The sequence below is a fragment of the Cellulomonas taurus genome, from assembly GCF_012931845.1.
Classification (GTDB): domain Bacteria; phylum Actinomycetota; class Actinomycetes; order Actinomycetales; family Cellulomonadaceae; genus Cellulomonas; species Cellulomonas taurus.
Genome location: NZ_CP051884.1, coordinates 608,849 through 631,893 on the forward strand (window position 1 = coordinate 608,849; position 23,045 = coordinate 631,893).

20 protein-coding genes are annotated in these 23,045 nt (G+C 72.1%); 12 read left to right on the plus strand and 8 right to left on the minus strand.

Going from position 1 to position 23,045, the window contains the following annotated elements; all coding sequences use genetic code 11:
* Positions 1-14: 14 nt before the first annotated feature.
* From rsmA to metG, 5 genes are all read right to left on the minus strand, one after another.
* Positions 15-977 (minus strand): 16S rRNA (adenine(1518)-N(6)/adenine(1519)-N(6))-dimethyltransferase RsmA, encoded by a 963-nt coding sequence (gene rsmA / locus HGK68_RS02765; protein WP_169164578.1) that lies wholly within the window; start codon positions 975-977, stop codon positions 15-17.
* A 22-nt stretch (positions 978-999) separates the two neighbouring features.
* Positions 1,000-2,229: a resuscitation-promoting factor gene (locus tag HGK68_RS02770; RefSeq protein WP_169164579.1), complete on the minus strand. Its 1,230-nt coding sequence runs from the start codon at positions 2,227-2,229 to the stop codon at positions 1,000-1,002.
* A gap of 266 nt (positions 2,230-2,495) precedes the next feature.
* Positions 2,496-3,716 carry a resuscitation-promoting factor gene (locus HGK68_RS02775; protein WP_246260537.1) on the minus strand — a complete coding sequence of 407 codons (1,221 nt, stop codon included), beginning with the start codon at positions 3,714-3,716 and terminating at the stop codon, positions 2,496-2,498.
* A gap of 94 nt (positions 3,717-3,810) precedes the next feature.
* Positions 3,811-4,770: a TatD family hydrolase gene (locus HGK68_RS02780; protein ID WP_169164580.1), complete on the minus strand. Its 960-nt coding sequence runs from the start codon at positions 4,768-4,770 to the stop codon at positions 3,811-3,813.
* Positions 4,770-6,554 (minus strand): methionine--tRNA ligase, encoded by a 1,785-nt coding sequence (gene metG, locus HGK68_RS02785; protein WP_169164581.1) that lies wholly within the window; start codon positions 6,552-6,554, stop codon positions 4,770-4,772. The genes HGK68_RS02780 and metG overlap by 1 nt, the downstream gene beginning before the upstream one ends.
* A gap of 220 nt (positions 6,555-6,774) precedes the next feature.
* Between metG and HGK68_RS02790 the strand changes: the two genes are divergently transcribed.
* The 5 genes from HGK68_RS02790 to HGK68_RS02810 all read left to right on the plus strand — a co-directional run bounded on the left by HGK68_RS02790 (position 6,775) and on the right by HGK68_RS02810 (position 11,787).
* Complete coding sequence (locus HGK68_RS02790; RefSeq protein WP_169164582.1) at positions 6,775-7,857, plus strand: hypothetical protein; 1,083 nt, start codon at positions 6,775-6,777, stop codon at positions 7,855-7,857.
* A gap of 56 nt (positions 7,858-7,913) precedes the next feature.
* Positions 7,914-8,336: a peptidoglycan-binding domain-containing protein gene (locus HGK68_RS02795; protein WP_169164583.1), complete on the plus strand. Its 423-nt coding sequence runs from the start codon at positions 7,914-7,916 to the stop codon at positions 8,334-8,336.
* A gap of 136 nt (positions 8,337-8,472) precedes the next feature.
* Complete coding sequence (locus HGK68_RS02800) at positions 8,473-10,143, plus strand: efflux RND transporter periplasmic adaptor subunit (protein WP_169164584.1); 1,671 nt, start codon at positions 8,473-8,475, stop codon at positions 10,141-10,143.
* A 5-nt stretch (positions 10,144-10,148) separates the two neighbouring features.
* Entirely contained in the window at positions 10,149-11,390 is a 1,242-nt protein-coding gene (locus tag HGK68_RS02805; RefSeq protein ID WP_169164585.1) for an ABC transporter permease, read from the plus strand.
* Between the two features lie 67 nt (positions 11,391-11,457).
* The gene (locus tag HGK68_RS02810) at positions 11,458-11,787 is read left to right on the plus strand and encodes a helix-turn-helix domain-containing protein (RefSeq protein ID WP_169164586.1); all 330 of its coding nucleotides are present in this window, start codon (positions 11,458-11,460) and stop codon (positions 11,785-11,787) included.
* A 4-nt stretch (positions 11,788-11,791) separates the two neighbouring features.
* Here the strand turns inward: HGK68_RS02810 and HGK68_RS02815 are convergent, their stop codons facing one another.
* From HGK68_RS02815 to HGK68_RS02825, 3 genes are all read right to left on the minus strand, one after another.
* Positions 11,792-12,379: a ClpP family protease gene (locus HGK68_RS02815; protein ID WP_169166911.1), complete on the minus strand. Its 588-nt coding sequence runs from the start codon at positions 12,377-12,379 to the stop codon at positions 11,792-11,794.
* A gap of 47 nt (positions 12,380-12,426) precedes the next feature.
* Positions 12,427-13,044, minus strand: coding sequence for a ClpP family protease (locus HGK68_RS02820; protein WP_169164587.1), 618 nt, complete (start codon positions 13,042-13,044; stop codon positions 12,427-12,429).
* A 73-nt stretch (positions 13,045-13,117) separates the two neighbouring features.
* Positions 13,118-14,878 carry an ABC-F family ATP-binding cassette domain-containing protein gene (locus HGK68_RS02825; RefSeq protein WP_169164588.1) on the minus strand — a complete coding sequence of 587 codons (1,761 nt, stop codon included), beginning with the start codon at positions 14,876-14,878 and terminating at the stop codon, positions 13,118-13,120.
* Between the two features lie 34 nt (positions 14,879-14,912).
* Here HGK68_RS02825 and HGK68_RS02830 point away from each other — a divergent pair, with 34 nt between their 5' ends.
* From HGK68_RS02830 to HGK68_RS02860, 7 genes are all read left to right on the plus strand, one after another.
* On the plus strand, positions 14,913-16,115 hold the full coding sequence (locus tag HGK68_RS02830) for a sensor histidine kinase (protein WP_169164589.1): 1,203 nt from the start codon (positions 14,913-14,915) through the stop codon (positions 16,113-16,115).
* Positions 16,112-16,774, plus strand: coding sequence for a response regulator (locus HGK68_RS02835; RefSeq protein WP_169164590.1), 663 nt, complete (start codon positions 16,112-16,114; stop codon positions 16,772-16,774). The genes HGK68_RS02830 and HGK68_RS02835 overlap by 4 nt, the downstream gene beginning before the upstream one ends.
* A gap of 113 nt (positions 16,775-16,887) precedes the next feature.
* Positions 16,888-17,631 carry an ABC transporter ATP-binding protein gene (locus tag HGK68_RS02840; RefSeq protein ID WP_169164591.1) on the plus strand — a complete coding sequence of 248 codons (744 nt, stop codon included), beginning with the start codon at positions 16,888-16,890 and terminating at the stop codon, positions 17,629-17,631.
* Positions 17,628-19,475, plus strand: a complete 1,848-nt coding sequence (locus HGK68_RS02845; RefSeq protein WP_169164592.1) for an FtsX-like permease family protein — start codon at positions 17,628-17,630, stop codon at positions 19,473-19,475. The genes HGK68_RS02840 and HGK68_RS02845 overlap by 4 nt, the downstream gene beginning before the upstream one ends.
* Positions 19,476-19,523: 48 nt before the next feature.
* Positions 19,524-20,825 carry a sensor histidine kinase gene (locus HGK68_RS02850; RefSeq protein ID WP_246260538.1) on the plus strand — a complete coding sequence of 434 codons (1,302 nt, stop codon included), beginning with the start codon at positions 19,524-19,526 and terminating at the stop codon, positions 20,823-20,825.
* A complete protein-coding gene (locus tag HGK68_RS02855; RefSeq protein ID WP_169164593.1) occupies positions 20,822-21,490 on the plus strand; it encodes a response regulator in 669 nt (222 codons plus the stop codon). Before HGK68_RS02850 ends, HGK68_RS02855 begins: the two co-directional genes overlap by 4 nt.
* A 238-nt stretch (positions 21,491-21,728) precedes the next feature.
* Positions 21,729-22,871, plus strand: coding sequence for an alpha/beta fold hydrolase (locus HGK68_RS02860; protein ID WP_169164594.1), 1,143 nt, complete (start codon positions 21,729-21,731; stop codon positions 22,869-22,871).
* Positions 22,872-23,045: the final 174 nt, after the last annotated feature.

Consider the following 23,045-nt stretch of genomic DNA (forward strand, 5'->3'; position numbering starts at 1 on the left):
TGGCGGATGGCGGGTCAGCGCCGCCGTCGGGTCGGAGCCGGGCCGCGGTGCACCAGGGCCTCGGCGGGCAGCTGCTCGGCGACCCGGGCGAAGGCGGTGATGTCCAGGGCCTCGCCGCGCGCCTGCGGATCCACTCCGGCGGCCTCGATCGCCGCGGTGGCGGTGGCGGTGTCACCGGCGAGCGGTGCCAGCGCGGCGCGCAGCATCTTGCGCCGCTGGGCGAACGCGGCGTCCACCACGGCGAAGACCTGCTCGCGGGTGGCGGTGGTGGTCGGCGGGGTGCGACGGTCCAGGCGGACCAGTGCGGAGTCGACGTTCGGGACCGGCCAGAACACGCTGCGACCGACGGTGACCGTGCGGCGAGCCTCGGCGTACCAGGCGGTCTTGGCGGAGGGGACACCGTAGGTCCGGCTGCCGGGGGGTGCGGCGAGGCGGTCGGCGACCTCGGCCTGGACCATCACCAGCACCCGTTCCAGGCTGGGGAAGTGCTCCAGGAAGCCGAGCAGCACCGGCACCGACACGTTGTACGGCAGGTTGGCGACCAGCGCGGTGGGCGGTCGCCCGGGCAGGGCGCGCACGTCCAGCGCGTCCCCGCGCACCAGGGTGAGGGTGGCGGGCTCGGCCTCGGTGGCGGGCAGGTCCACGGTGGTCACCGTCGCGCCCGGGACGTGTCGACGCACGGTGTCCGGCAGCAGCCCGGCGAGCACCGGGTCGATCTCCACCGCGACCAGATCGGCACCGGCCTCCAGCAGGCCGAGCGTCAGCGACCCGAGTCCGGGGCCGACCTCGACGACCCGCTCCCCGGCCACGATGTCGGCGCCGCGCACGATCTTGCGCACGGTGCCGCCGTCCAGCACGAAGTTCTGCCCCAGGGTCTTGGTCGGTCGCACCCCGGCGCGCTCGGCCAGCTCGCGGATCTCCGCCGGACCGAGCAACGGCCCCGCCGCTGCTGCGACGGGGCCGTTGCTCTCGCTCATGGGGACTGAGCCTACTGGCTGCTCAGCCGAACAGGCGCGAACCGCAGACCGGCCACTGACCGGCGCCGGAGCGGTTGTAGAGCGCCTGGGCGCGGGCGGTCTGCTCATCGGCGGACGCCTGGGAGGGCAGACCCGCCCCGCCGACCGACTGCCAGGTGCTGACCGAGAACTGGTACAGCCCGTGGTACTTGCCGTTCGCGGAGACGATGGACGCGTTGCCACCGGACTCGCAGGCGGCCAGGGCGCCCCAGTTCAGACCGGCAGCGTCGCCGCCGCCGACGGCGGGGGTCCCGGCGGAGGAAGCGGCCGGAGCGGCCGCCTTCGGCTTGGGGGCCGGACGGACCTTGGTGCCCACGTTCGTCACCTGGTCGACCGGCGCCTGGGTCACCTCGTCGGAGAGCGACTCGCGGGCGGTCTCCTGACCGTCCACCGTGGTCACCCGCTCGACCAGGGTGCGCACGCCGGGGACGCCGGCGGTGGTCACCTTGTTCGTGCCCTGGTACAGCGAGGGGTCCTCCTGCTCGGTGGCACCGAACGGGACCTCGCTGGTGGTGGTGACGTCCTGCACCACGACCCGGTTGACCACGACGGTCACGGTGTCGTTCGCGGCGCGGGTGACGGACACCCGGTCAAGCGGCTGCAGCACGACGCCCAAGTGGTCCAGCGCCTCGGCCACCGTGGTGCTGCCGTCGTCGACGGTCTGGGTCTGGCCGTCCACCTGCACCTCGGCCGGACCGTTCAGGGTCAGGTCCAGGGACAGGTCGGGGCGACCGGAGTTCGAGCGGTTCGCGACCAGGCGGACGTCGCCGCCGCGGCTGGCCAGCATGGTGAGCGCCTCGTCGGCGGTGAGCGCGGTGGTCCACACCTGCTGCTCGGCGCCGTCGGCGTTGATCACGATCTGGTGGGCGTGCCGCACCTCGATGGCGACGCCGTCCTGCAGCGCCCCGCCGGGGGTCACGGTGTCCCGGGCACCGAGCTCGAGGCCCTGCTCGGCGAGGAGGCCGTCGACGCTGCCGGAGAAGGTCGACACGGTGGTGGACACCCCGTCGACGTCCAGGGTCACGGTCTTGTGCGCGTCCGCCACGGCGACGCCGCCGGATGCCAGCACGACCACGGCAGTGGCGGCGGCGATCACGCGGCCGCGGTGGCGGCGCGGGCGGGTCTGCTCGGGGTTCTGGGGGTCCGGCTCGCTGGTGTTGCGGACGATCCGGTCGCGGAGGGAGGTGGTGGCGGCACTGAGGCGCGCACCCATACGGCTGGCAGAGGTCACTGGGGTCCAGACGACGACGGTCCCGGGCACGGGTGACGGGGGCTCACGCTGCCGTGACCGGATCGGTCCTGGCGGTGTCGGCAGCTGGAGGGTGCTGCCGATCACGCGGGTCCCGGATCCCCGATCCGGCTGTCCGACTCCCGTTGCTGGAAGCCGATGTCCGCGGCACAACCACGAACGACGTGAAAACGTAACCTATTCGTGATGTGTTGCCAACCCTCGATCTCAGCTCTGTGAGCTAAGGAACCTCAGTACCAGCCCTTGGACTGGGAGGCGGACCAGGCGCCGCAGGGGGTCGAGTAGCGGCCGGCGATGTAGTTCAGACCCCAGGTGATCTGGGTCGCGGGGTTGGTGCGCCAGTCGGCGGAGACACTGGCCATCTTCGATCCGGGCAGCGCCTGCGGGATGCCGTACGCACCAGAGGAGGTGTTCTCCGCGTCGACCCGCCAGCCGCTCTCCTTGTTCCAGAGCTGGAGCAGGCAGGCGAACTGGTCGTCGCCCCACCCGCGCTCGGCGGCCATCGTCTTGCCGAGCTCCTGGGCACTGCCCGGCGTGACGTTCACGTTGGCGGACACCTCCATGGTGCCGACCTTCACGATCTGGGTGACCGGTTCGACGGTGACGGCGGAGGCGACCACCTGACGCTCGACCACCGCGCCGCCGATCACCGCCGTGCTGTACGTCGTGGTGCGCACCCCGGCCTTGCCGGCGGTCTCCACCTTGCGGGTGCCGTTCGCCAGGGTCGGGTCCTCGACCTCCTGCTCCTCGAACGGGATCGCCTCGGTGACGGTCTCACCGGAGGTGGCGGCCCGGGTCACCATGACGACGAGCCCGTCGGTGGCCGTGGCGTCCAGCGGCACCGAGACGCGGTCGCCCTCGTTCAGGACCAGGCCGATGTCGCGCAGGGCGTCCCGGACGGTCCCGGCACTGGTCACACCGTCGATCACCTGACCGTCGACCGCGAGGTGGATGGTCTTCTGGGTGGAGACCCGCAGGACCGCGTCCCGCTCCACCGACGACGACCGCGAGGCCGAGGTCAGCGTGTCCGTGTCGCGCAGCCCCAGGTCGTCCACGGCCTCACCGACGGTCAGCGCCGTGGTCCAGACCGTCTGCTGCTCGCCGTCCACCTCGACGTCGATCTGCCGACCGTGCCGGACCACGATCTCCGCACCGTCCCGCACCTGCTCGTCCAGGCCGGGGGCGACCAGGTCGTGTTCACCGACGCTGATGTCCCCACTGGCGAGCACCTGGCCGACCGTCCGGCCGAAGGCGTTCACCTCGACCGGCTGACCGTCCACCTCGACGGTGACCGTCTTGTGCAGTCCGACGAAGGCAGTGGTCGCACCGGCCGCCAGCACCAGCACCGCCGCCTGAGCACCCCACCGCACCAGGCGGTTCGGACGGTCCTGCCGATGGGTCGACTCGGAACGCAGTCGAGCGTGTTCGGCGGACTCGGCGGGGGTGGCCACGCGCAGGTCTCCAAGGGGGGTCAAGAGGGTTGACTGACGATGACCGTAACCGATTCGTGACCGACGGGGAAGCCCGGACCGTGCTGCCACGGACCTACCAGCTGCCGTACACCCGTTCGGTGGTCCGGGTCAGCGTCTCGCACAGGGTCCGGAGGTCCTGGTTCAGCTCCGCCGCGATCCGGCGCACCGTGAGCGGCAGCTGGTACGGGGCGTTCGGGCGCCCCCGCATCGGATGCGGGGTCAGGTACGGCGCGTCGGTCTCGACCATGACCTGCTCGACCGGCAGCACCCGCAGCGCCGCCCGCAGCTCGTCGTTCGCACCGAAGGTCACCGGACCGGCGAACGAGGCGAACCACCCCTCCTGCGCGCAGACCTCGGCCAACGCCGGGCCGCCGGAGAAGCAGTGGAAGACGGTGCGCTCCGGGGCACCGTCCCGCCGCAGCAGCTCCACCACGTCGTCGTGCGCGTCCCGGTCGTGGATCTGCAACGCCAGGCCGAGCTCCTTCGCCAGGGCGATGTGGGCCCGGAACGCCTCGCGCTGCACCGCACGACCGCGCTCACCGGCGCGGAAGTAGTCCAGCCCGGTCTCGCCGATCGCGCGGACCCGGGGGTTGGCGCGGGCGACGCGCTCGACGGTGGCCAGGGCATCGGCCAGCGACGTGTCGTGCCACGGCTGCGGGTCGGGGTCGAGTCCGTCCGGGGCCGTCTCCCGCACCCCGGCGTGCAGCACCGCCTCGTTGGGGTGGATGGCGATCGCACCGAGCAGGACACCTCGGCGGGTGGTCATCGGCACCGGGCCGTCGGCGCCCGGGTCGCCGGCATCGGCGCGCAGCACCGCGTCGGTCCAGGCCACCGACTCCAGATCACACCCGACCTGCACCATCCGGGCCACACCGACCGACGCCGCGAGCCCCAGGTGGTCGTCCAGGGTGCGCGGACCGGGCTCCGCCTGGACCCCGAGCACCGACTCCAGGTGGGTGTGGTTGTCCGGGACCGGGCTGGGCAGCGCCTCCGGGGCGTCCGCCCAGCCACGATCCCGGTTCTTGCGGGACATCAGCCCTGACGCAGGCGATCGAGCTCGGCCTCGACCATGTCGTCGTCCAGCTTGGTGAACACCGGGGTCGGCTTCGCCACCGGGGTGCCGGGCACCACGGCACGCGGCTCCCACGCCGGGACCGCCGAGTAGTCCCCGGTGATCACCGGGTACTCGCGGCTCGGGTCGTCGAGGTCGGTGACCTCCTCGATCCGGGGCAGCGGGGAGATGGTGCCGGTGCCGCCCAGGGCCTCGTGCACCTGCTGCGCGGAGTGCGGTAGGAAGGGCGACAGCAGGGTGTTCAGGTCGCTGACCGCCTGCGTCGTTGTGTGCAGCACGGTGGCCAGCCGGTCCGGGTCGGTCTTCAGCTTCCACGGCTCGGTCTCGGACACGTAGCGGTTGGCCTCCTGCACCATCCGCATCGCCTCGCCGATCGCCGCCCTGTGCCGGTGGCTGCCGATCAACTCGCCGACCCGGCCGAAGGCGGTGGTGGTCTGGGCCAGCAGCGCCTCGTCCACCGGCTCGCGGCGACCGGGCTCCGGCACCGCACCGAAGTTCTTGTGCACCATGCTCGCGGTCCGGTTCACCAGGTTGCCCCAGCCCGCGACCAGCTCGTCGTTGGTGCGCCGCTTGAAGTCGGCCCAGGTGAAGTCCGCGTCCTGGTTCTCCGGTCCGGCGCTGGAGATGTAGTACCGCAGCGCGTCCGGCTGGTAGCGGGACAGCATGTCGCGCACGTAGATGACCACGCCCCGACTGGAGCTGAACTGCTTGCCCTCCATCGTGAGGAACTCGCTGGAGACGACCTCGGTGGGCAGGTTCAGCTTCCCGTACGGACCCGGGGCGCCACCCTTCGACCCGCCACCGTCGTAGCCGAGCAGCTCGGCCGGCCAGATCTGGGAGTGGAAGGTGATGTTGTCCTTGCCCATGAAGTAGTAGGACAACGCCTCGGGATCGGTCCAGAACTGCTGCCAGGCATCCGGGTCGCCGCTGCGCCGGGCCCACTCGATCGAGGCGGACAGGTAGCCGATCACCGCGTCGAACCACACGTACAGCCGCTTGGAGGGATTCGACTCCCAGCCCTCCAGCGGCACCGGGATCCCCCAGTCGATGTCCCGGGTCATCGCCCGCGGCCGCACGTCGTCCAGCAGGTTGAGCGAGAACTTCAGCACGTTCGGACGCCAGTTGGTGCGCGACCGCAGCCAGTCGCCGAGGGCGTCCACGAAGGCGGGCAGGTCGAGGAAGAAGTGGTTCGACTCGACGAACTTCGGCGTCTCGCCGTTGATCCGGCTCTTCGGGTTGATCAGGTCGATCGCGTCCAGCTGGTTGCCGCAGTTGTCGCACTGGTCGCCACGAGCACCGTCGTAGCCACAGATCGGGCAGGTGCCCTCGATGTACCGGTCCGGCAGTGTGCGCCCGGTGGACGGGCTGATCGCGCCCATCGTGGTCCGCTCGACCATGTACCCGTTCTTGTGCACGGTCCGGAACATCTCCTGCACCACGGCGTAGTGGTTGCGGGTGGTGGTGCGGGTGAACAGGTCGTAGGACAGGCCGAGCTGGGTCAGGTCCTCGACGATCACCCGGTTGTACCGGTCGGCGAGCGCCTGCGGGGTGACCCCCTCCTGCTCCGCCTGCACCAGGATCGGCGTCCCGTGCTCGTCGGTGCCGGACACCATCAGCACGTCGTGGCCCGACATCCGCATGTACCGGCTGAACACGTCGGAGGGAACGCCGAATCCGGCGACATGACCGATGTGGCGCGGTCCGTTGGCGTAGGGCCAGGCGACAGCGCTGAGGATGTGGGACATGGGGCGATCCTAGTGACGACCCGCGGGTGCTCTCCACGGCCCGGAGCAGCGGTGGCACTCACCCATTGGGTGTCGGCCACTCAACGGCCGTGGGAGACCACTCATTTCTCGCGCGCTGGCACTCATCTCTGATCGTTTGCGGGAGAAGCGCACCGGTCGATGACCACACTCGACCCCGGAGCGAATGCGCCCGTCCATCCGCAACGCAGGGAGTTTGGTCATGCCCGTCATCCCACACTCGGCGTCGATCGCCGCGAGTGCTCTGCTTCTCACGGTCCTGGCCGGATGTGCCACGCCGGGCGACGCCCCCGAATCGACGCATGGCACGAACACGTCGTCGGATGTCGCGGGAAATGACGCCCTGGCCCCGAACCTGGCGACGACGGTTGCGGAACTCCCGTTCGCACGCTTCGGTGCCGCCGTCACGGCGCTGGCAAGCGATGCGGGCTCATCAGGGGTCGACGAGGACGTGTTCGCCTCGCGTGAGGCATTCATCGCCGACTGCATGGCGGCCGAGGGATTCACCTACACCCCCGCCCCTTACCCTGAGCCGGAGTCGGCGTCGTATCCCTGGCTCGAGAACGCGATTGCGGTGCCCGAACTCCCGGCGGATCGCAGCGCGGTGGCGACCCGCGGGTACGGCCAGGACGACCCCGATCGCGCCGATGAGGGCGCCACCCTGGTGGACGACGCCGACGCCGAGTACATCGAGGGCCTCAGCGACCAGGCCGTGACCGCCTACATGGCGGCGCTGACCGGCTCGCGTGGCCCCGATGACATGAATCCGGCTGAGGACGGTGGATGTCAGGGCCGCTCCGAGACGGAGTTCCCGGCGCGCTCGGATGTGTCGGACTCTGCAGCCGTCCAGTTCCAGCCGCTGATCATGGCGATGCAGAAGCTGGTCCAGCGGGACATCTACACCGACCAGGCGGTCGCCGACCTCAATGAGGAATGGGTCGGCTGCATGGGGGAGGCGGGGTACGACGTCGGTGCGCCGGCCGGGTACCCAGCACCATCGGTTCCCGGGCCGATGGAGGGCTGGAACCTCGCCGTCATCACGGGAGCGGACGGCACAGCCCACTGGTCGGAGGTCGGGACGGCGATGTCCGACCTGCCCGAGGACGAGCGGGCCCTCATCGGCACCGAGGCGGAGCACGCCATCGCGGTGGCCGACTTCGACTGCCGAGCCGAGACCGACTACGTCGAACGCTTCACGGCTGCGCTGAGGTCAGCGCAGCAGGAGTTCGTCGACCGGAGGGGTGACGAGCTGGCGGCGATGGAGGCCGCCGCAGGTCTCTCGTAGTCACGGGCTGAGCTTCCCGGCGTGCACAAGAGGGCCGGGCGAAACAGGGGAGAGAAATGAGAAAGATCGTCGGATCGCTGACAGCTGCCGTCGCGATGGCCGGGGCGGTTCTGGTGGGCGGGGCTGGCGCCAGCACAGCCGCCACCGCGAATACCCCGTGTGTCACCTGGGCTGCGGAAGGCGCGGGCATGTATGCGCGGGTGATTCCCTCGCGCACCAACGGTTCCACCGACTGCTATCTCGTCAAGGGGAACAGTGGTAACGGGGCTCGCGCGCTGCAGAACGCCCTGCGCGGGTGCGAAGGGTATGGCATCGCGGTCGATGGGATCTTCGGTTCCGGCACCAAGACCGCCGTGACGCAGTTCCAGCGCAGTCAGGGAATCGGAGTCGATGGCCAGTACGGAAATCAGGTGAAGGGCCGCATCTGGTTCGCCAGCAGTACCACGTTGAGCGGCACGTACTTCTGCAACCGGTGGTGAGCGTCCGCCCATGACGTCGTGGGTGGGTGCGGCGGGACGGCCGCGTCCACCCACGATCCGGACGCGTGACACGGCGCGACCTTCGGTGCGGTGACGATTCCTCGCAGCGAGGTCCTGTGTGCCAATGAGGGAGACGATGGGCGAGAGCAAGACCGAGCGCGCGAAGGGCCGGTTCCGTGTCTCCAGGCTGCCGCGGCAGTTCCGGACGGTCGCCGTGCTGGCCCTGGTGGCGCTCGCCGGGATCGGCGGAGGCATGCTCGTCAGTACGCGCATCGTCTCCCCGAGCCAGGCGGCGGCGGACGCGGCACCCCCCGAACCTCAGCCGATCACGGTGCCGATCGGGACCCGAGTGATCACCAACGAGGTGACGGCACGTGGCGACGGCAGCTTCGCCGAACCGCAGCAACTGACCCTGATGACGAACCGGGCCTCCGGCCCGTCGGTGATCACCGGTCGGGTTCCGGACGTCGGGGCCGAGGTGCAGGCGGGGACCGTCCTTGTGGAGGTCACGGGCCGACCGGTCATCGTGCTGCCGGGTGCCATCCCCACCTACCGCGACCTGGGGTGGGGGATGAGCGGCCCGGATGTGCAGCAACTCAAGGCGGCACTACTGTCGCTCGGCATCGACCCCGGCGACCCGGACTCGGATGTCTACGACGTGCAGACGGCCGAGGCGGTGACGGCGCTGTACGCACGCGTCGGCTACCCGGCGCCGGAGGCGCCCGCCGACGCCGCGTCCGCGCTGGAGGCCGCGCAGGAGGAGGAGCGAGCAGCGGAGCAGGCGGTGGTCGAGGCATCTGCTGCCGTGGCCGACGCCTCGGCCGGGATGCTCCCCTCGGAACGCATCGACCTCGATACGCAGGTCGCTGTCGCGGAGGCGGCGCTCGCCGAACTGGCGGACCAGTGCGCCCTGGCCGGTGCCACCTGCAGCCAGTCCGAGGTGGTCGCGGCGCAGGGTGCTGTCGCCCAGGCCCGGGCTCGGCGGGACGAGGCGACCGCCGCACCCGACGTGAGCCGGGAGACCTCCGCCCTGCGCAGTGCGCAGGCAGCCCTGGACAGCGCCCGTGACAAGGTGGCGGAGGCGAGCTCGGCTGTCCTGGTCGGACTCCCCGCCGCGGAGGTCGTCATGGTGAAGGATCTGCCGCGCAGGATCGATCAGGTGAACGTCGCGCTCGGTGACACCGTGACCGGGGCGGTGGCGTCCGTCTCGAGCACCGCTCTCACCGTGCAGGCGGTGTTACCGGCGGAGAGCGCCGCCTTGGTCGCGGTGGGGATGGCTGCCCGGACCACGGTCGACGGGCAGGACGTCGACCTGACGGTGAGCGCCGTGGGTGAGACGGCCGGGTCCGACCCCTCGACACCGGGGGACGCCGACACCGGTGCGGACGATGCCGGGACGGACAACGCTGGTGCCAGCGATGCCGGAACTGGGACGCCCCAGGACACCTCGGCGCCGGCCGCCGGCTCCGCGTCGTCGTCGGTGGGCGGCGAGGTGGCGATCCGGCTGGATCCGGTGGGTGAGCTCGCGCCGGAGACGGCGACGGCACTGCGCGGCGCCAACGTTCGGGTCACCATCCCGGTGAGCTCGACCGGTGGCGACGTGCTCGCCGTCCCCCTCGCGGCGCTGACCAGCGGGCCCGGCGGTGAGACCCGGGTCAGCATCGCGCAGGCCGATGGTCAGTGGCAGCTCGTCACGGTCGAGACCGGCCTCGCCGCCCAGGGCTACGTGGAGATCGTCTCAGCGGACCCGGATCTCAAGGCGGGGGACCGGGTGCTGATCGGCGAGTCGACCGGTGCGGGCGGGTGAGGGGCATGTCGCTGTCGGCGTGGCGACACTCTCGCCGGGACAGCTTCACCCTGCGCGACCTGGTGACCGAGGCGCTCTACGGCGTGGCGAGCAGGCCCGCCCGGCTCCTGCTCACCATGGCGGGCACGGTGATGGGCACCACCTCGGTGGTGGTGACGCTGGGACTGGCCGCCACCGCATCCGGTCAGATCGACAGCCAGTTCGACGCGGTCGCGGCGACGCAGGTGGTGATCACGGCCAAGAGCGTGGCCGATGGGGACGCCACGAACGGCGTGATCCCCTGGGACGCGGAGGACCGCGTGGCGCCGCTGGCCGGTGTGGAGGCGGCCGGCCTCGCGGCGGTGGTCGACCTCCCGCCCGGCACGTCGATCCAGGGGGTCGCCGTCACCGATCCGTCGATGGGGGCGCGGCCCGACTACGACCTGGTGGCGACGTCACCGGGCTTCATCTCCGCGGTGCGCGGGTCGGTGGGCACCGGGCGGTTCTTCGACCGGGGTAGCGAGGAACGTCAGGACCGGACCGTCGTCCTCGGTCCCGACGCCGCGCGACGCTTGAACATCGCCACCGTCGAGACACAGCCGTCGATCTTCATCGGCGACACCGCCTATGCCGTGATCGGGATCCTGGCGGACCTCGGCGAACGAGCCGACCTGTCGGGGGCGGTGCTGGTGCCGGTCAGCACCGCACGCCAGGACCTCGGGCTCCAGGAGGTCGACGAGGTCCGGCTGCGCATCGCGGTGGGAGCGGGCGAGGTCGTCGGCTCCCAGGCACCCACCGCGCTGGATCCGGTAGCGCCCGACAGCTTCACCGTGAACGTCCCGCCCCGGCCGACCCGGGTGCGCGAGGGCATCCGATCCGAGCTCCAGGGCGTCTTCCTCGCTCTGGGCGCCGTCGCCATGCTGGTCGGCGGTCTCGGGATCGCCAATGTCACTCTGCTGTCCGTCATGGAGCGTGCCGGTGAGATCGGTCTGCGGCGTGCGCTGGGCGCGCGGCGCTGGATGATCGGCATGCACTTCATGTCGGAATCGCTGATCACGGGGGCGCTCGGCGGCATGGTGGGCGCCGCGGTGGGTCTGATGGCGGTGGTCGGAACCTGCGTCGTGCGTGCGTGGACGCCGATCGTCGACAGCCGCTTGGTGGTGGCGGCGGCGCTCGCAGGAGTCCTGACCGGGCTGATCGCCGGTGCGTACCCGGCGCTGCGTGCAGCGCGGATCGAACCGATCGAGGCGCTCCGCGAGCGCCTGTGATGGTGCGCGTCGTCTGCTCAGAGCAGAACGCCCACCGCGCCGCCGCGCCCCGGGCCTACCGTGAGCCATGACCGCCACCACGCAGCGTCCGGTGTCCCCGATCCGTCGCGGGCGTGAGCCGTTGTGGCGGGAGCTGCTCGGGCTGCGGCTGCGCCGGCTCCGTCACCAGCGGGGCGAGACACTGGGCGAGACCGCCGAGCGCGCCGGGGTGTCCCCGCAGTACCTGTCCGAGATGGAGCGCGGGGTCAAGGACCCGTCCAGCGAGATGATCGCGGCGGTCGCCGGGGCCCTCGGGGTGACGCTGCTCGACCTGACGGTCGGGGTGACCCAGGAGCTGACCGGGGGCGGCCGACCCTCCGGCGCGGTGGTGTTCGCGCCGTTCGGGCTGGCCGCCTGACCGATCATCGCCGGTCGATCACCCGGTCGATCAGCCCGTACTCGCGTGCGCCGCTCGCGGTGAACACCCGGTCGTGGTCGGTGTCGGCACGCAGCCGCTCGACGCTCTGACCGGAGTGCTCGGCCAGGATGCCCTCCATCTCGGACCTGATCCGGACCACCTCGTCGGCCGCCAGGATCAGATCGGGGATCGCGCCCCGGCCCTGCGCCACGGGCTGGTGCAGCACCACGCGGGCGTGCGGCAGCGCAGCGCGCTTGCCCGGTGCACCGGCGGCCAGCAGCACGGCGCCGACCGCGACCGCCTGGCCGACGCAACTGGTCGCCACCTGCGGCCGGATGTACTGCATCGTGTCGTAGACCGCGAGCATCGCCGACGGGTCGCCGCCCTCGCAGTTGATGTAGAGCTGGATGTCCTGGTCCGGCGCGTCCGCCTCCAGATGCAGCAGCTGGGCGATCAGGGCATTCGCCACCCCGGCATCCAGGGCGGTGCCGAGGTACACGATCCGCTCGGTCAGCAGCTGCGAGTACACGTCCATGATCCGGTCGCCGCGCGGGTGCTGGGCGACCACGCTCGGGATCGGGTAGCTGCTCATGGTGGTGCCACCCGGGCGGGAGCGGCCGTGGGTGCCGGTGTCGCCGCTCATGCCACGCCGCCGAATCCGGCCAGGCCGCGCGGCCGCTGCGGTCGGATCACGTCGAAGTCGTCCACGACCGCGTCGATGAAGCCGTAGTCCAACGCCTCGGCGGCGGTGTACCAGCGGTCGTGCAGGCTGTCCTCGAAGATCCGGTCCAGCGGTTGGCCGGTGTCCTCGGCGATCAGGCCCAGCACGGTGTCCCGGGTGTGCCGGAGGTCGTCGGCCTGGAGCTCGACGTCCACGGCGGTGCCGCCGATCCCGGCCGATCCCTGGTGCATCAGCACCCGCGCATGCGGCAGTGCGCGACGCTTGCCGGCGGTTCCGGCCGAGAGCAGGAACTGCCCGGCCGAGTACGCGATGCCCAGGGCCAGGGTCGACACGTCGCAGGGGATGAGCCGGATCAGGTCCCGGATGGCGAGCATCGCGGGCACCGACCCGCCGGGTGAGTGGATCCACAGTGCGATGTCCGTGGTCGGGTCGGTGGCGGCCAGGGCGACGAGCTGGCTGGCGAGCAGGGTGCCGTTGTCGTCGTCCAGCGGGCCGTCCAGCACCAGGATCCGGTTGTCGTAGAGGGTGCGGCGGGCCTCGGCTGTGAACCGGGGCGGGGCGGGGATGTCGGTCATGCCTCCACGGTCGCCCGGTGCGCGGCCGCGCGGCAGTCGATGCTGCCCAGGGCGGAGCTGCCCTGAGCAGCACTCAGCCCTCGACGGCCTCCGCGAGCTCCAGCCAGCGCAGTTCCAACTCGGCCAGCTCGTCCAGCCGCGCCGCCCGGTCCTCGGTGAGCTTCGCCAGCCCGCCGTAGTCGGCGGGGTCGTGCTCGTTCATCCGGGTGTCCAGGTCGGCGATCTGGTCGTTCAGCTTCGACATCCGGCGGTCGACGGCGGCCAGTTCCTTCTTGGCGGCACGGGTGGCGGCAGCATCCGAGGGCGCCTTGGCGGCGGTGGTCGCGGCGGCCGGGGTCTCGGCGGCGGACAGCAGGCGGAGGTACTCGTCCACCCCGCCCGGGACGTGCCGGAAGTGGCCGTTCAGCACCGCGTACTGCTGGTCGGTGACCCGTTCGAGCAGGTACCGGTCGTGCGAGACCACCAGGAGGGTGCCGGGCCAGGTGTCCAGCAGGTCCTCCATCGCGGCGAGCATGTCGGTGTCCAGGTCGTTGGACGGCTCGTCCAGCACCAGGACGTTCGGCTCGTCCAGCAGGATCAGCAGCAGTTGCAGCCGTCGCCGCTGCCCACCGGACAGGTCCTTGACCGGGGTCTGCAGCTGGGTGTTCGTGAAGCCGAGCCGTTCCAGCAGCTGACCCGGTGACATCTCCTTGCCGCCGGCCACGTAGGTGGTGCGGTAGCGGGCGATCACGTCGTTGACCCGCTGGTCGGCCACGTCGGCGAGCTCCTGGGTGAGGGTGGCGACCTTGACCGTCTTACCGCGCTTGACCCGGCCGGTGGTCGGGGTGACGGCGCCGGTGACCAGGCCGAGCAGGGTCGACTTGCCCGCCCCGTTGACGCCGAGCACGCCGGTGCGCTCGCCCGGGGCGATCAACCAGGTCACGTCCTCCAGCACCCGGTGGTCGCCGTAGCTGACCGAGACGCCCTCGATGTCCACCACGTCCTTGCCGAGCCGGGCGGTGGCCATCTGGGACAGCTCGACCGTGTTCCGCGGCGGCGGCTCGTTCGCGATCAGCGCGCTCGCGGCGTCGATTCGGAACTTCGGCTTGGAGGTGCGGGCCGGGGCGCCCCGGCGCAGCCAGGCGAGCTCCTTGCGCATCAGGTTCTGGCGCTTGGCCTCGGAGGCGGCGGCCATCCGGTCCCGCTCGACCCGCTGCAGCACGTAGGCGGCGTAGCCCCCCTCGAAGGGCTCGACGATCCCGTCGTGCACCTCCCAGGTGGCGGTGCACACCTCGTCCAGGAACCAGCGGTCGTGGGTGACCACCAGCAGCCCGCCCGCGTTGCTCGACCAGCGACGGTTCAGGTGACCGGCGAGCCAGGTCACCGCCTGGACGTCGAGGTGGTTGGTCGGCTCGTCCAGGAACAGCACGTCGTCGTCCCGGGTGAGCAGCGCCGCCAGGGCGGTGCGCCGCCGTTGACCACCGGAGAGGTCGCCGATCTTCTTCTCCCACGGCAGGTCGCCCGCCAGCCCGGCCACCACGTCCCGGATCCGCGGGTCGCCCGCCCACTCGTGCTCGGCCCGGTCGCCGACGATCGCCTGGCCGACGGTCAGGGTCGGGTCCAGGGTGTCCTGCTGGTCCAGCACCCCGATCCGAGTGCCGCCGCGGACGGTGACCCGGCCGCCGTGCGGCTCCAGCCGACCCGACAGCAGGGCCAGCAGCGACGACTTGCCGTCGCCGTTGCGTCCGACGATCCCCACCCGGTCGCCCTCGTTGAGTCCGACGGTGATCCCGTCGAACACGGTCTTGGTCGGGAATGACAGCCGGAGATTCTCGCCGCCGAGCAGATGCGCCATTCGGCCAAGCCTACGGGCGTGCGACGATGCGGCGGTGTCTGCATCCCAGCGCGTGACCCGGGGCGATGTGCTGGCGGCGGTGGTGACCTGGTCGGTCGCGGTGGCCGGTCTGCTGCTGCTCCCGGCGATCAGCGCGATGGAACCCGCCGAGCCGGTGGAGCTGCCGGCTGCCGGGTCGTGGCCGTGGTGGCTGGTGCTGCTGGCGCTGACCGCGCAGGCGGTGCCGGTGCTGCTCGCCCGCGCTCGACCCGTGCCCGCGCTGATCGCGGTGGCCGCGATCCCGGTGCTGCTCGCCGTGGTCGGGCCGACCGGGTCCGGGGGTCTGGTGACCCTCGCGCCGGTGGTGGTGGTGTACCGGGCGACGGTCGGTGGTCGTCGGCTGTGGGGCGTGCTGGCGGTGGTGGCCGCCCTGCTCACCGTGGCCGGTGCTTGGCGAGGCGACCTGGCCACGGCGTTGACCGCCCTCGCCCAGGGGGTGCTGCTGGTGCTGATCGGGGTGGTTCCGGCGCAGGTGGTCGGTTCGCGGCGGGCGGTGCTGGTCGCGCAGGCCGGGGAGCTGCGCGCGCTGGCCCGGGAACGCGATGCCCTGATCGCCACCGCGGTGGCCACCGAGCGCACCGCGATGGCCCGCGAGCTGCACGACATCGCCGCCCACCACCTGTCCGGCATCGCGTTGATGGCCTCCGCGATCGACCGGCAGCTGGACACCGATCCGGTCGCCGCGCGGCAGGGGCTGCGGGCAGTCCGGGACCAGAGTCGGGTGGTGCTGACCGATCTGCGCCGCCTGGTCGGTCTGCTGCGCGAGGACGACCCGGCCGAACTGAGCGCCTGGAGCCTGGCGTCGCTGCCGGAATTGGTCGGCGAGTCGGCGACCCTGCGGGTCCTGCGTGCGCCCGACGGGGCGGAGCTCGGCGCGGGGATCGGGCCGCTGGCCCAGCTCGCCGGGTACCGGATGGTGCAGGAGTCGTTGGCCAACGCCCGCTCGCACGCTCCCGGGGCCGCCTGCGAGGTGACGGTCGACGACCGGGATCCGACGCTGCTGGTGATCACCGTGCAGAACGGGCCGCCCACCGGTGCGCCGCTCGCCGCCGAGGGCGGGGGCAACGGGCTGCGCGGGATGGCCGAACGGGCCACCCTGGTCGGCGCCACCCTGCGCCACGGGCCGACCGTGGACGGTGGCTGGCAGGTACGGCTCGCGATCCCGCGGGCGATGACGAACGACGGAGACGACGCATGATCCGGGTCCTGATCGCCGACGACCAACCACTGGTCCGGGCCGGACTGAGCGCACTGCTGGCGGCCGAACCGGGGATCGAGGTGGTCGGCACCGCGGCGGACGGCGACGAGGCGGTGCGCCTGGCCCGCGAGCTGATGCCCGACGTGGTCTGCCTGGACGTGCGGATGCCGGGCCGGGACGGGATCAGCGCCGCCAAGGAGCTGTGCGGCCCCGAGCTCGGGCTGTCGGTGCTGGTGCTGACCACCTTCGACCTGGACGAGTACGTCTTCGCGGCGTTGGAGGCCGGGGCGTCGGGCTTCCTGCTCAAGGACGCCGAGCCGGAGACCATCGTGCATGCGGTGCGGGAGGTGGCGGCCGGGCGCGGCACCCTCGACCAGACCCTGACCCACCGAGTGCTGCGGGAGTTCGCCGAGCGCCGACGGCTGCAACCGGTGTCGCTGCGCCGGGGCGCCGACCTGCTGACCGGACGGGAGCGGGACATCCTGTTGCTGCTGGCCCAGGGGATGTCCAACGAGGAGATCGCCGAGCAGCTCGTGGTCGAGGTGTCCACGGTGAAGTCGCACCTGGCCCGGATGATGCCGAAGCTCGGGGTGCGCTCGCGGTTGCAGGCCGTGGTGTGGGCCTACCAGAACCGGGTCGTGACGGTCCCCGAGGACTGAGGGTCTGCATCCAAAGGTGCAGACAGGAGGGTTCCATCCGGGGCGGCTGGAGGGTGACCCACCCGGATTCCTAGCGTCGAAGGACACGATTCCGACGACCCCTGGAGACCGCCATGACCGCCACGACCCTGGTCCAACCCGCCGTCCGCCTGCACCAGGTCCGGCGCAGCTACCCGAATGGCAGCGGCAGCATCGAGGCGCTGGCCGGGGTCACGCTGAGCTTCCCGCCCGCCTCCTTCACCGCGGTGATGGGGCCGTCGGGTTCCGGGAAGTCGACCCTGCTCAACTGCGCTGCCGGGCTGGACGTGCCGACCAGCGGCCAGGTGGTGATCGGTGACACCGACCTGTCCGGGCTGTCCCCGGACGCGGTGACCCGGTTGCGTCGGGACCGGGTCGGCTTCGTGTTCCAGGCCTACAACCTGATCGGTCACCTGACCGTGGCGGAGAACATCGCGTTGCCGTTGCTGCTCGGCGGCCGTGAGCCGGACCCGGAGCTGCGTGCCTGGCTGATGGCGGCGGTCGGGTTGGAGCAGCTCGCCGACCGGCTGCCCGGCGAGCTGTCCGGCGGACAGGCCCAGCGGGTGGCCATCGCCCGGGCGCTGATCACCCGGCCCGCGGTGGTGTTCGCCGACGAACCGACCGGTGCCCTCGACTCGCACACCGGCGCGCAGGTGCTCGGCGTGCTGCGCGACACCGCGTCGGCGCTCGGCCAGACCCTGGTGCTGGTGACGCACGACCCGCAGGTGGCGACCGCCGCCGACCGGGTGGTGTTCCTGGCCGACGGTCGCCTGGCCGGACACCTGGACGCCCCGACCGCCGCGCAGGTGACGGCCCGGATGATCGAGCTGGCCCGATGAGCGCCGTCTGGTCCTCCGCCCGCTCCGCGGTCCGGGTGCACCGGTCGAGCTTCGCCGGGAGTGCGCTGGTGGTCGCGCTGGCCGCCGCGCTGCTCACCGCCACCGGTGCCTGGGTGGAGGCGGGGCTGCGTGCCGCCGAGGACGGGTCGATGCTGGTCACCGTCGCCTCGTCCTTCGCCGGGACCGCGATCATGATCGCGCTGTTCGTGGTCGCCGCCACCATCGCCGCGGCGCTGCGGCCCCGGTCCCGGGAGTTCGCCCTGGTGCGCGCTGTCGGGGCGACCACCGGGCAGGTCCGGCAGATGGTGACCGCCGAGGTGGTGCTGGTGTTCGCGGTGGCCGCCCCGCTGGGTGCGCTGCCCGGCCTGTTCCTGGCCCCGTTGCTCGGTGGCCCGCTCACCTCCGGCGGGGTGCTGGGCCCCGACTTCCGGATGAGCCTGTCGCCGTGGCCGGTGCTGAGCACGCTGCTCCTGCTGGTGCCGACCGCGATCGGCGCCGCCCGGTTGGCGGGCCGGGAGAGCGCCCGGCTGAGCCCGGCCGGTGCCGTGCGCTCGTCGGCGGTCGAATCCACCGGTCTGTCCCGTGGCCGACTGCTGTCGGCGGCGGTGCTGGCGATCACCGGTCTGGTGACCGCGCTGGTGCCGTTCGTCCTGCCCGGTCTGCTCGGCACCGCGTCGGCCGCGGTGTCGGCCTTCCTGCTGGTCATCGCCGCTGCCCTGGTCGGTCCGTTGCTGCTGGGCTGGGCGGCCCGGCACGGTCTGGCACTGTCCGGGCGGCGCGCGGGGGCGACCACGACGTTGGCGCTGTCCAATGCGCGCGGCTTCTCCCGGCGGTTGACCGGGGCGATCGTGCCGCTGATGGTGCTGCTCGCGCTGGGCACCGTGCAGTCCGGGACGAATGTGGCAGTGCTGGACGGTGCCGAGCGTCAGGTGCGGGAGTCGTTGACCGCGGACGCCGTGCTGCGGGGCGAGGCCGCCGCGTTGGCGCAGGTGACCGCCCAGGGGGTCACCACCGGTGCCACCGACCTGTGGCCGGCCCAGGTCAAGGTCGATCAGGACGAGGAAGACCTGGCGTTCCTCGCCTCGCTGTCCTGGGAGGACACTGCCCTGCGCACCGTTCCCACCGACGGGGCGCTGCTCGACCCCGGGGTGCGCCGCGGGTCGCTGGCAGCACTGGACCGACCCGGCACGATCGCGGTCAGCCAGGAGGCGGCGCTCGGCGGGCTGTCGTCCATCGGTGACCCAGTGGACGTCCGACTCGACGGCGAGCAGCGGACGCTGGAGGTCGTCGCCGTCTTCGACCGGGGCCTGGGGCTGGGCGACTACCTGATCGGGGAGGCCACCGCGGCGACCTTCGCCGGGGAACCGGCCGACAGCACCCTCCTGGTCGACCTGCACGGGGAGCGGTTGTCCCCGGTGCCGGGCGTCACCGTGACCGACGTGCCGGGCTACGCCGCGCAGGTGCGGGAGTCGGCGGCGGGGCAGCAAGGGCTCTCCGCGGCGCTGCTGTTCGCGCTGCTCGCCTTCGTGGCGGTGGCCGCGGCGAACACCCTGATCATGCTGACCGGGTCCCGGCGGGCGGAGTTCGCCCTGTTGCGACGCACCGGCGCGACCCGGCGGCAGCTGCTCGGGATGGTGGGGGTCGAGTCGGCGTTCGTCACCGTGGTGGCCGTCCTGGCGGGTCTGGCCTGTGTGCTCCCGGCGCTGGTCGGGGTCGGGCAGGGGCTGCTCGGGGTGCCGCTGCCGACCTTCGACGTCGGGGCGCTGGCGGGGTTGGTGGCGGCGGTGGTGCTGATCGGCCTGCCGCTGCCGGTGCTGGTCGCGTCCCGGACGATCCCCCGCTGACCTGGATGCCCGGCACAGGCGGCACCCGGGACTCGTTACCGTGTCCGGGTGCCGCCCACCCTGAACCCGGACGACCCACGCTGGCGCCGCGCAGCGCTGACCCAGGACCAGTTCCGCGCCGACCTGTTGATCGCCGCGGTGCTGTTCGTCGGCGCCGTGCTGGATCTGGCGCTGTGGCAGGTGGTCGGTCTCTACGACGAGCCGGCCTCCGGGCCGGTGGCGGTGGCCTGCCTGGTGGCGACGATCTTCCCGCTCGCGTTCCGGCGTCGGTCGCCGTCGCTGGTGGCCGGGATCTGCGCCGTGATGTTCGTCGTCACCGCCAGCCTGCAGGTCTCCGAGACGCTGTTCGTGAACATCGCGTTGTTCATGTCGATCTACACCGTCGGTGCCTGGGAGACCCGCCGGACGCGGGCGTTCTGGGTGCGGGCGGTGGTCGTCACCGCGATGTTCCTGTGGCTGCTGGTCACGATCTTCCAGTCGGTGACCGACCCGGACGCGATCCCCGGACTGTCCCGCGCCGGGGCGTTCTCCCCGATGGCCGCGTACCTGATGAGCCAGGTGCTGACCAACATCCTGTACTTCGCGGGTGCCTGGTACTTCGGCGACCACGCGTGGAACGCCGCGCGGGACCGGGCGCGCACCGCCTGGCGTGGCGAGCAGCTGGTCGCCGAGCGCCGGGTGGTCGAGGAACAGGCGGTCGCCCTGGAACGACTCCGCCTGGCGCGGGAACTGCACGACGCCGTCGCCCATCACGTCTCGCTGATGGGGGTGCAGGCGGGGGCGGCTCGGGTGCTGCTCGCCGCCGATCCGGCCAAGGCCGCCGAGGCGTTGGAGCAGGTCGAGGACTCGGCCCGGGACGCGATCCGTGAACTGCAGGGCGTGCTCGGCACGCTGCGCGAGGCGGGCGCACCGGTGACCTCCGGTGCCGCCGTCGCCTCCCTCTCGGTGGAGCAGCTGCCGACGCTGGTCGACCACTCGAACGAGGGTGGGGTGCGGGCCAGCTTCCAGGTGATCGGCGACCCCCGGCCCCTGCCGCCGCTGGTGTCCCTGAACCTGTACCGGATCGCGCAGGAGGCACTGACCAACACCCGCAAGCACGCGGGCGTCGGAGCCCGGGCCGACGTCCGGCTGCGCTACGCCGAGGACGCCGTCGAGCTCGAGGTCACCGACGACGGCGGTGGGCTGACCCGCCGCGCCCGCACCGGCGGCAGCGGCCTGGGCCAGGTCGGGATGCGGGAACGTGCGGCCGCCGACGGCGGCACCCTGGAAGCCGGACCGCGTGGTCGCGGCGGATACCTGGTGCGGGCGCGAGTGCCGCTCGCCACGATGCGAGAGCGGGACGACCGATGACCGAGATCCGAGTGCTGCTCGCCGACGACCAGGCGCTCCTGCGCGCAGCCCTGGCCACCATCCTGGACTCCGCCGACGACCTCACCGTGGTCGGCCAGGCCTCCACCGGGCGCGAGGCGGTCGACCTGGCCCGCGAGCTGCGACCCGATGTGATCTGCATGGACGTCCAGATGCCCGAGATGGACGGCATCGAGGCCACCCGGCAGATCCGCGCCGACGCCGACCTGGACACCGCGATCCTGGTGCTCACCACCTTCAACCGGGAGGACTACCTGGTCGAGGCGCTCGCCGCCGGGGCGTCCGGGTTCCTGCTGAAGAACTCCCGCCCGGAACAGCTCGCCGACGCCGTCCGGGCCGTGGCCGCCGGGGACGCGCTGCTCTCGCCCGAGGTGACCCGGTCGGTGATCGCCCGCGCGATGGGCAGCGGCGCCGCCGAACAGCCGGGGCCCGAGCCCTGCCCGGTGGCGGTCGAGCAGCTCACCGAGCGGGAGACCGAGGTGCTGCAACTGGTCGCGCGCGGGCTGAGCAACGACGAGATCGCCGCCGAACTGGTGCTGGGCCGCGCGACGGTGAAGACCCACGTGTCCAACGTGCTGACCAAGCTGGGGCTGCGGGACCGGGTGCAGGCGGTGGTGTTCGCGTATCGGAACGGGTTGGGCAGCTGACCACCTAGACCCCCGGTCGTCCAGTACCTAGGACCGGCGACCGACCCTGAGCGGACACGATTCCTCCCATGGTCGGACGCCGTACCGCGAGGCCGAGGTGTGCCATGGCTGCATGCGACGCCTCACTCCACTTCTCGCCATCCCCGCAATCGGTGCTCTCCTCGCCGGATGTGGGACGACGCCCGTCCCCCATGCCACGTCGACCGACGACGGGACGGTCCGCTGGGGGACGTGCGACATGCTCGTCGATCAGGTGCGGGAGTTCAGCGCGCTCGTCGACACGCCGTCGGCGCTCGCCGGCTGGCAGGACCGGTTGGAGTGCGGGGAGCTCACGGTTCCGCTGGACTACCGCGACCCGGCAGCAGGCACCCTGACCCTCGCGGTCAGCCGGCTCCTGCCCACCAGGACCAGTCAAGGGGTCGTGGTCACCAACCCGGGCGGCCCCGGGGTGGAGGGGCGGACCCTGCCGGCGGTGATCGCCGATTCGGGGATGGCAGCGTTGGCCGAGGACCGGACCATCGTCGGGATCGATGTGCGGGGCACCGGCGGATCGACCACACTCCACTGCCCGGAGCTGATCGACGTGCAGGCGCCCGAGGTCGACACCGTCTCCGAGGAGGTCGCGCTGTCGTACTCGGCTGACGTGGCGGCGGCCAACGCTGCCTGTGCCGAGTCCGACGGCCCACTGCTGGCCTCCTTGACCACGCAGAACGCCGCCCGGGACCTGGACCTGGTGCGGTCGGCCCTCGGGGAGGACACGATCGACTACTACGGCACGTCCTGGGGCACCGAGCTCGGAATGGCGTACCTGTCGGCGTTCCCGGATCGGGTCGGGCGCATGCTGCTGGACAGCGTCACCGATCCACGGCAGGACGCCGAGGCCGCGCTGGACGATATCGCCGCAGCGGTCGCCACATTCGGTGAGCCCGATCCGGAACAGCCGGACGGAACGACCGCGGACATCGGGTACCGGCCGATCGACTTCACCGCGCGTACCGCCTTCACCTGCAACGCGTACACCGGTGCCGACGACCCGCGAACGGTGTGGTCGTCCCACGAAGCGCGGTCGGCGCGCTTCGGGCTCGACCCGCAGGAGCGGATCGCCCACCCGCTCTCCGGCGACCTCCCCGGCACCAGCGTGTGTGCCGGCTGGCCGTTCGCTCCGGAACCGGTGGCCCCGGAGGCAGGGGGGCACGACGGCCTGCAGATCGTGGCGCATGCGACCGAGATCACCACCCCGGCGGTGTGGGCCGAGCGGGCGCACCAGTCGTTGGGCGGATCCCTTCTGACTCTGCCGGACGGTGCTCACGGCTCGCTGTCCAGCAGTAGCGCGGCACCCGCTGCCGTCGCCTTCCTGCGCGCCGGCACCCCCATGGGGTGACGGCCCCCACCCGTCGAGGTGTCGGCGCCTGAACCGATCGGGGCGATGCGCAGCACGGCGTCGCACCGTCGTGGTCGGTCTCCGCCTTGCGGGGGAGGTCGAGTGTCGGGGCGGCGCGGACAAATCCGTCCTAGGCCGGAGGTGGTGGGTGTCGGTCCCGGCCTAGCGTCGTGT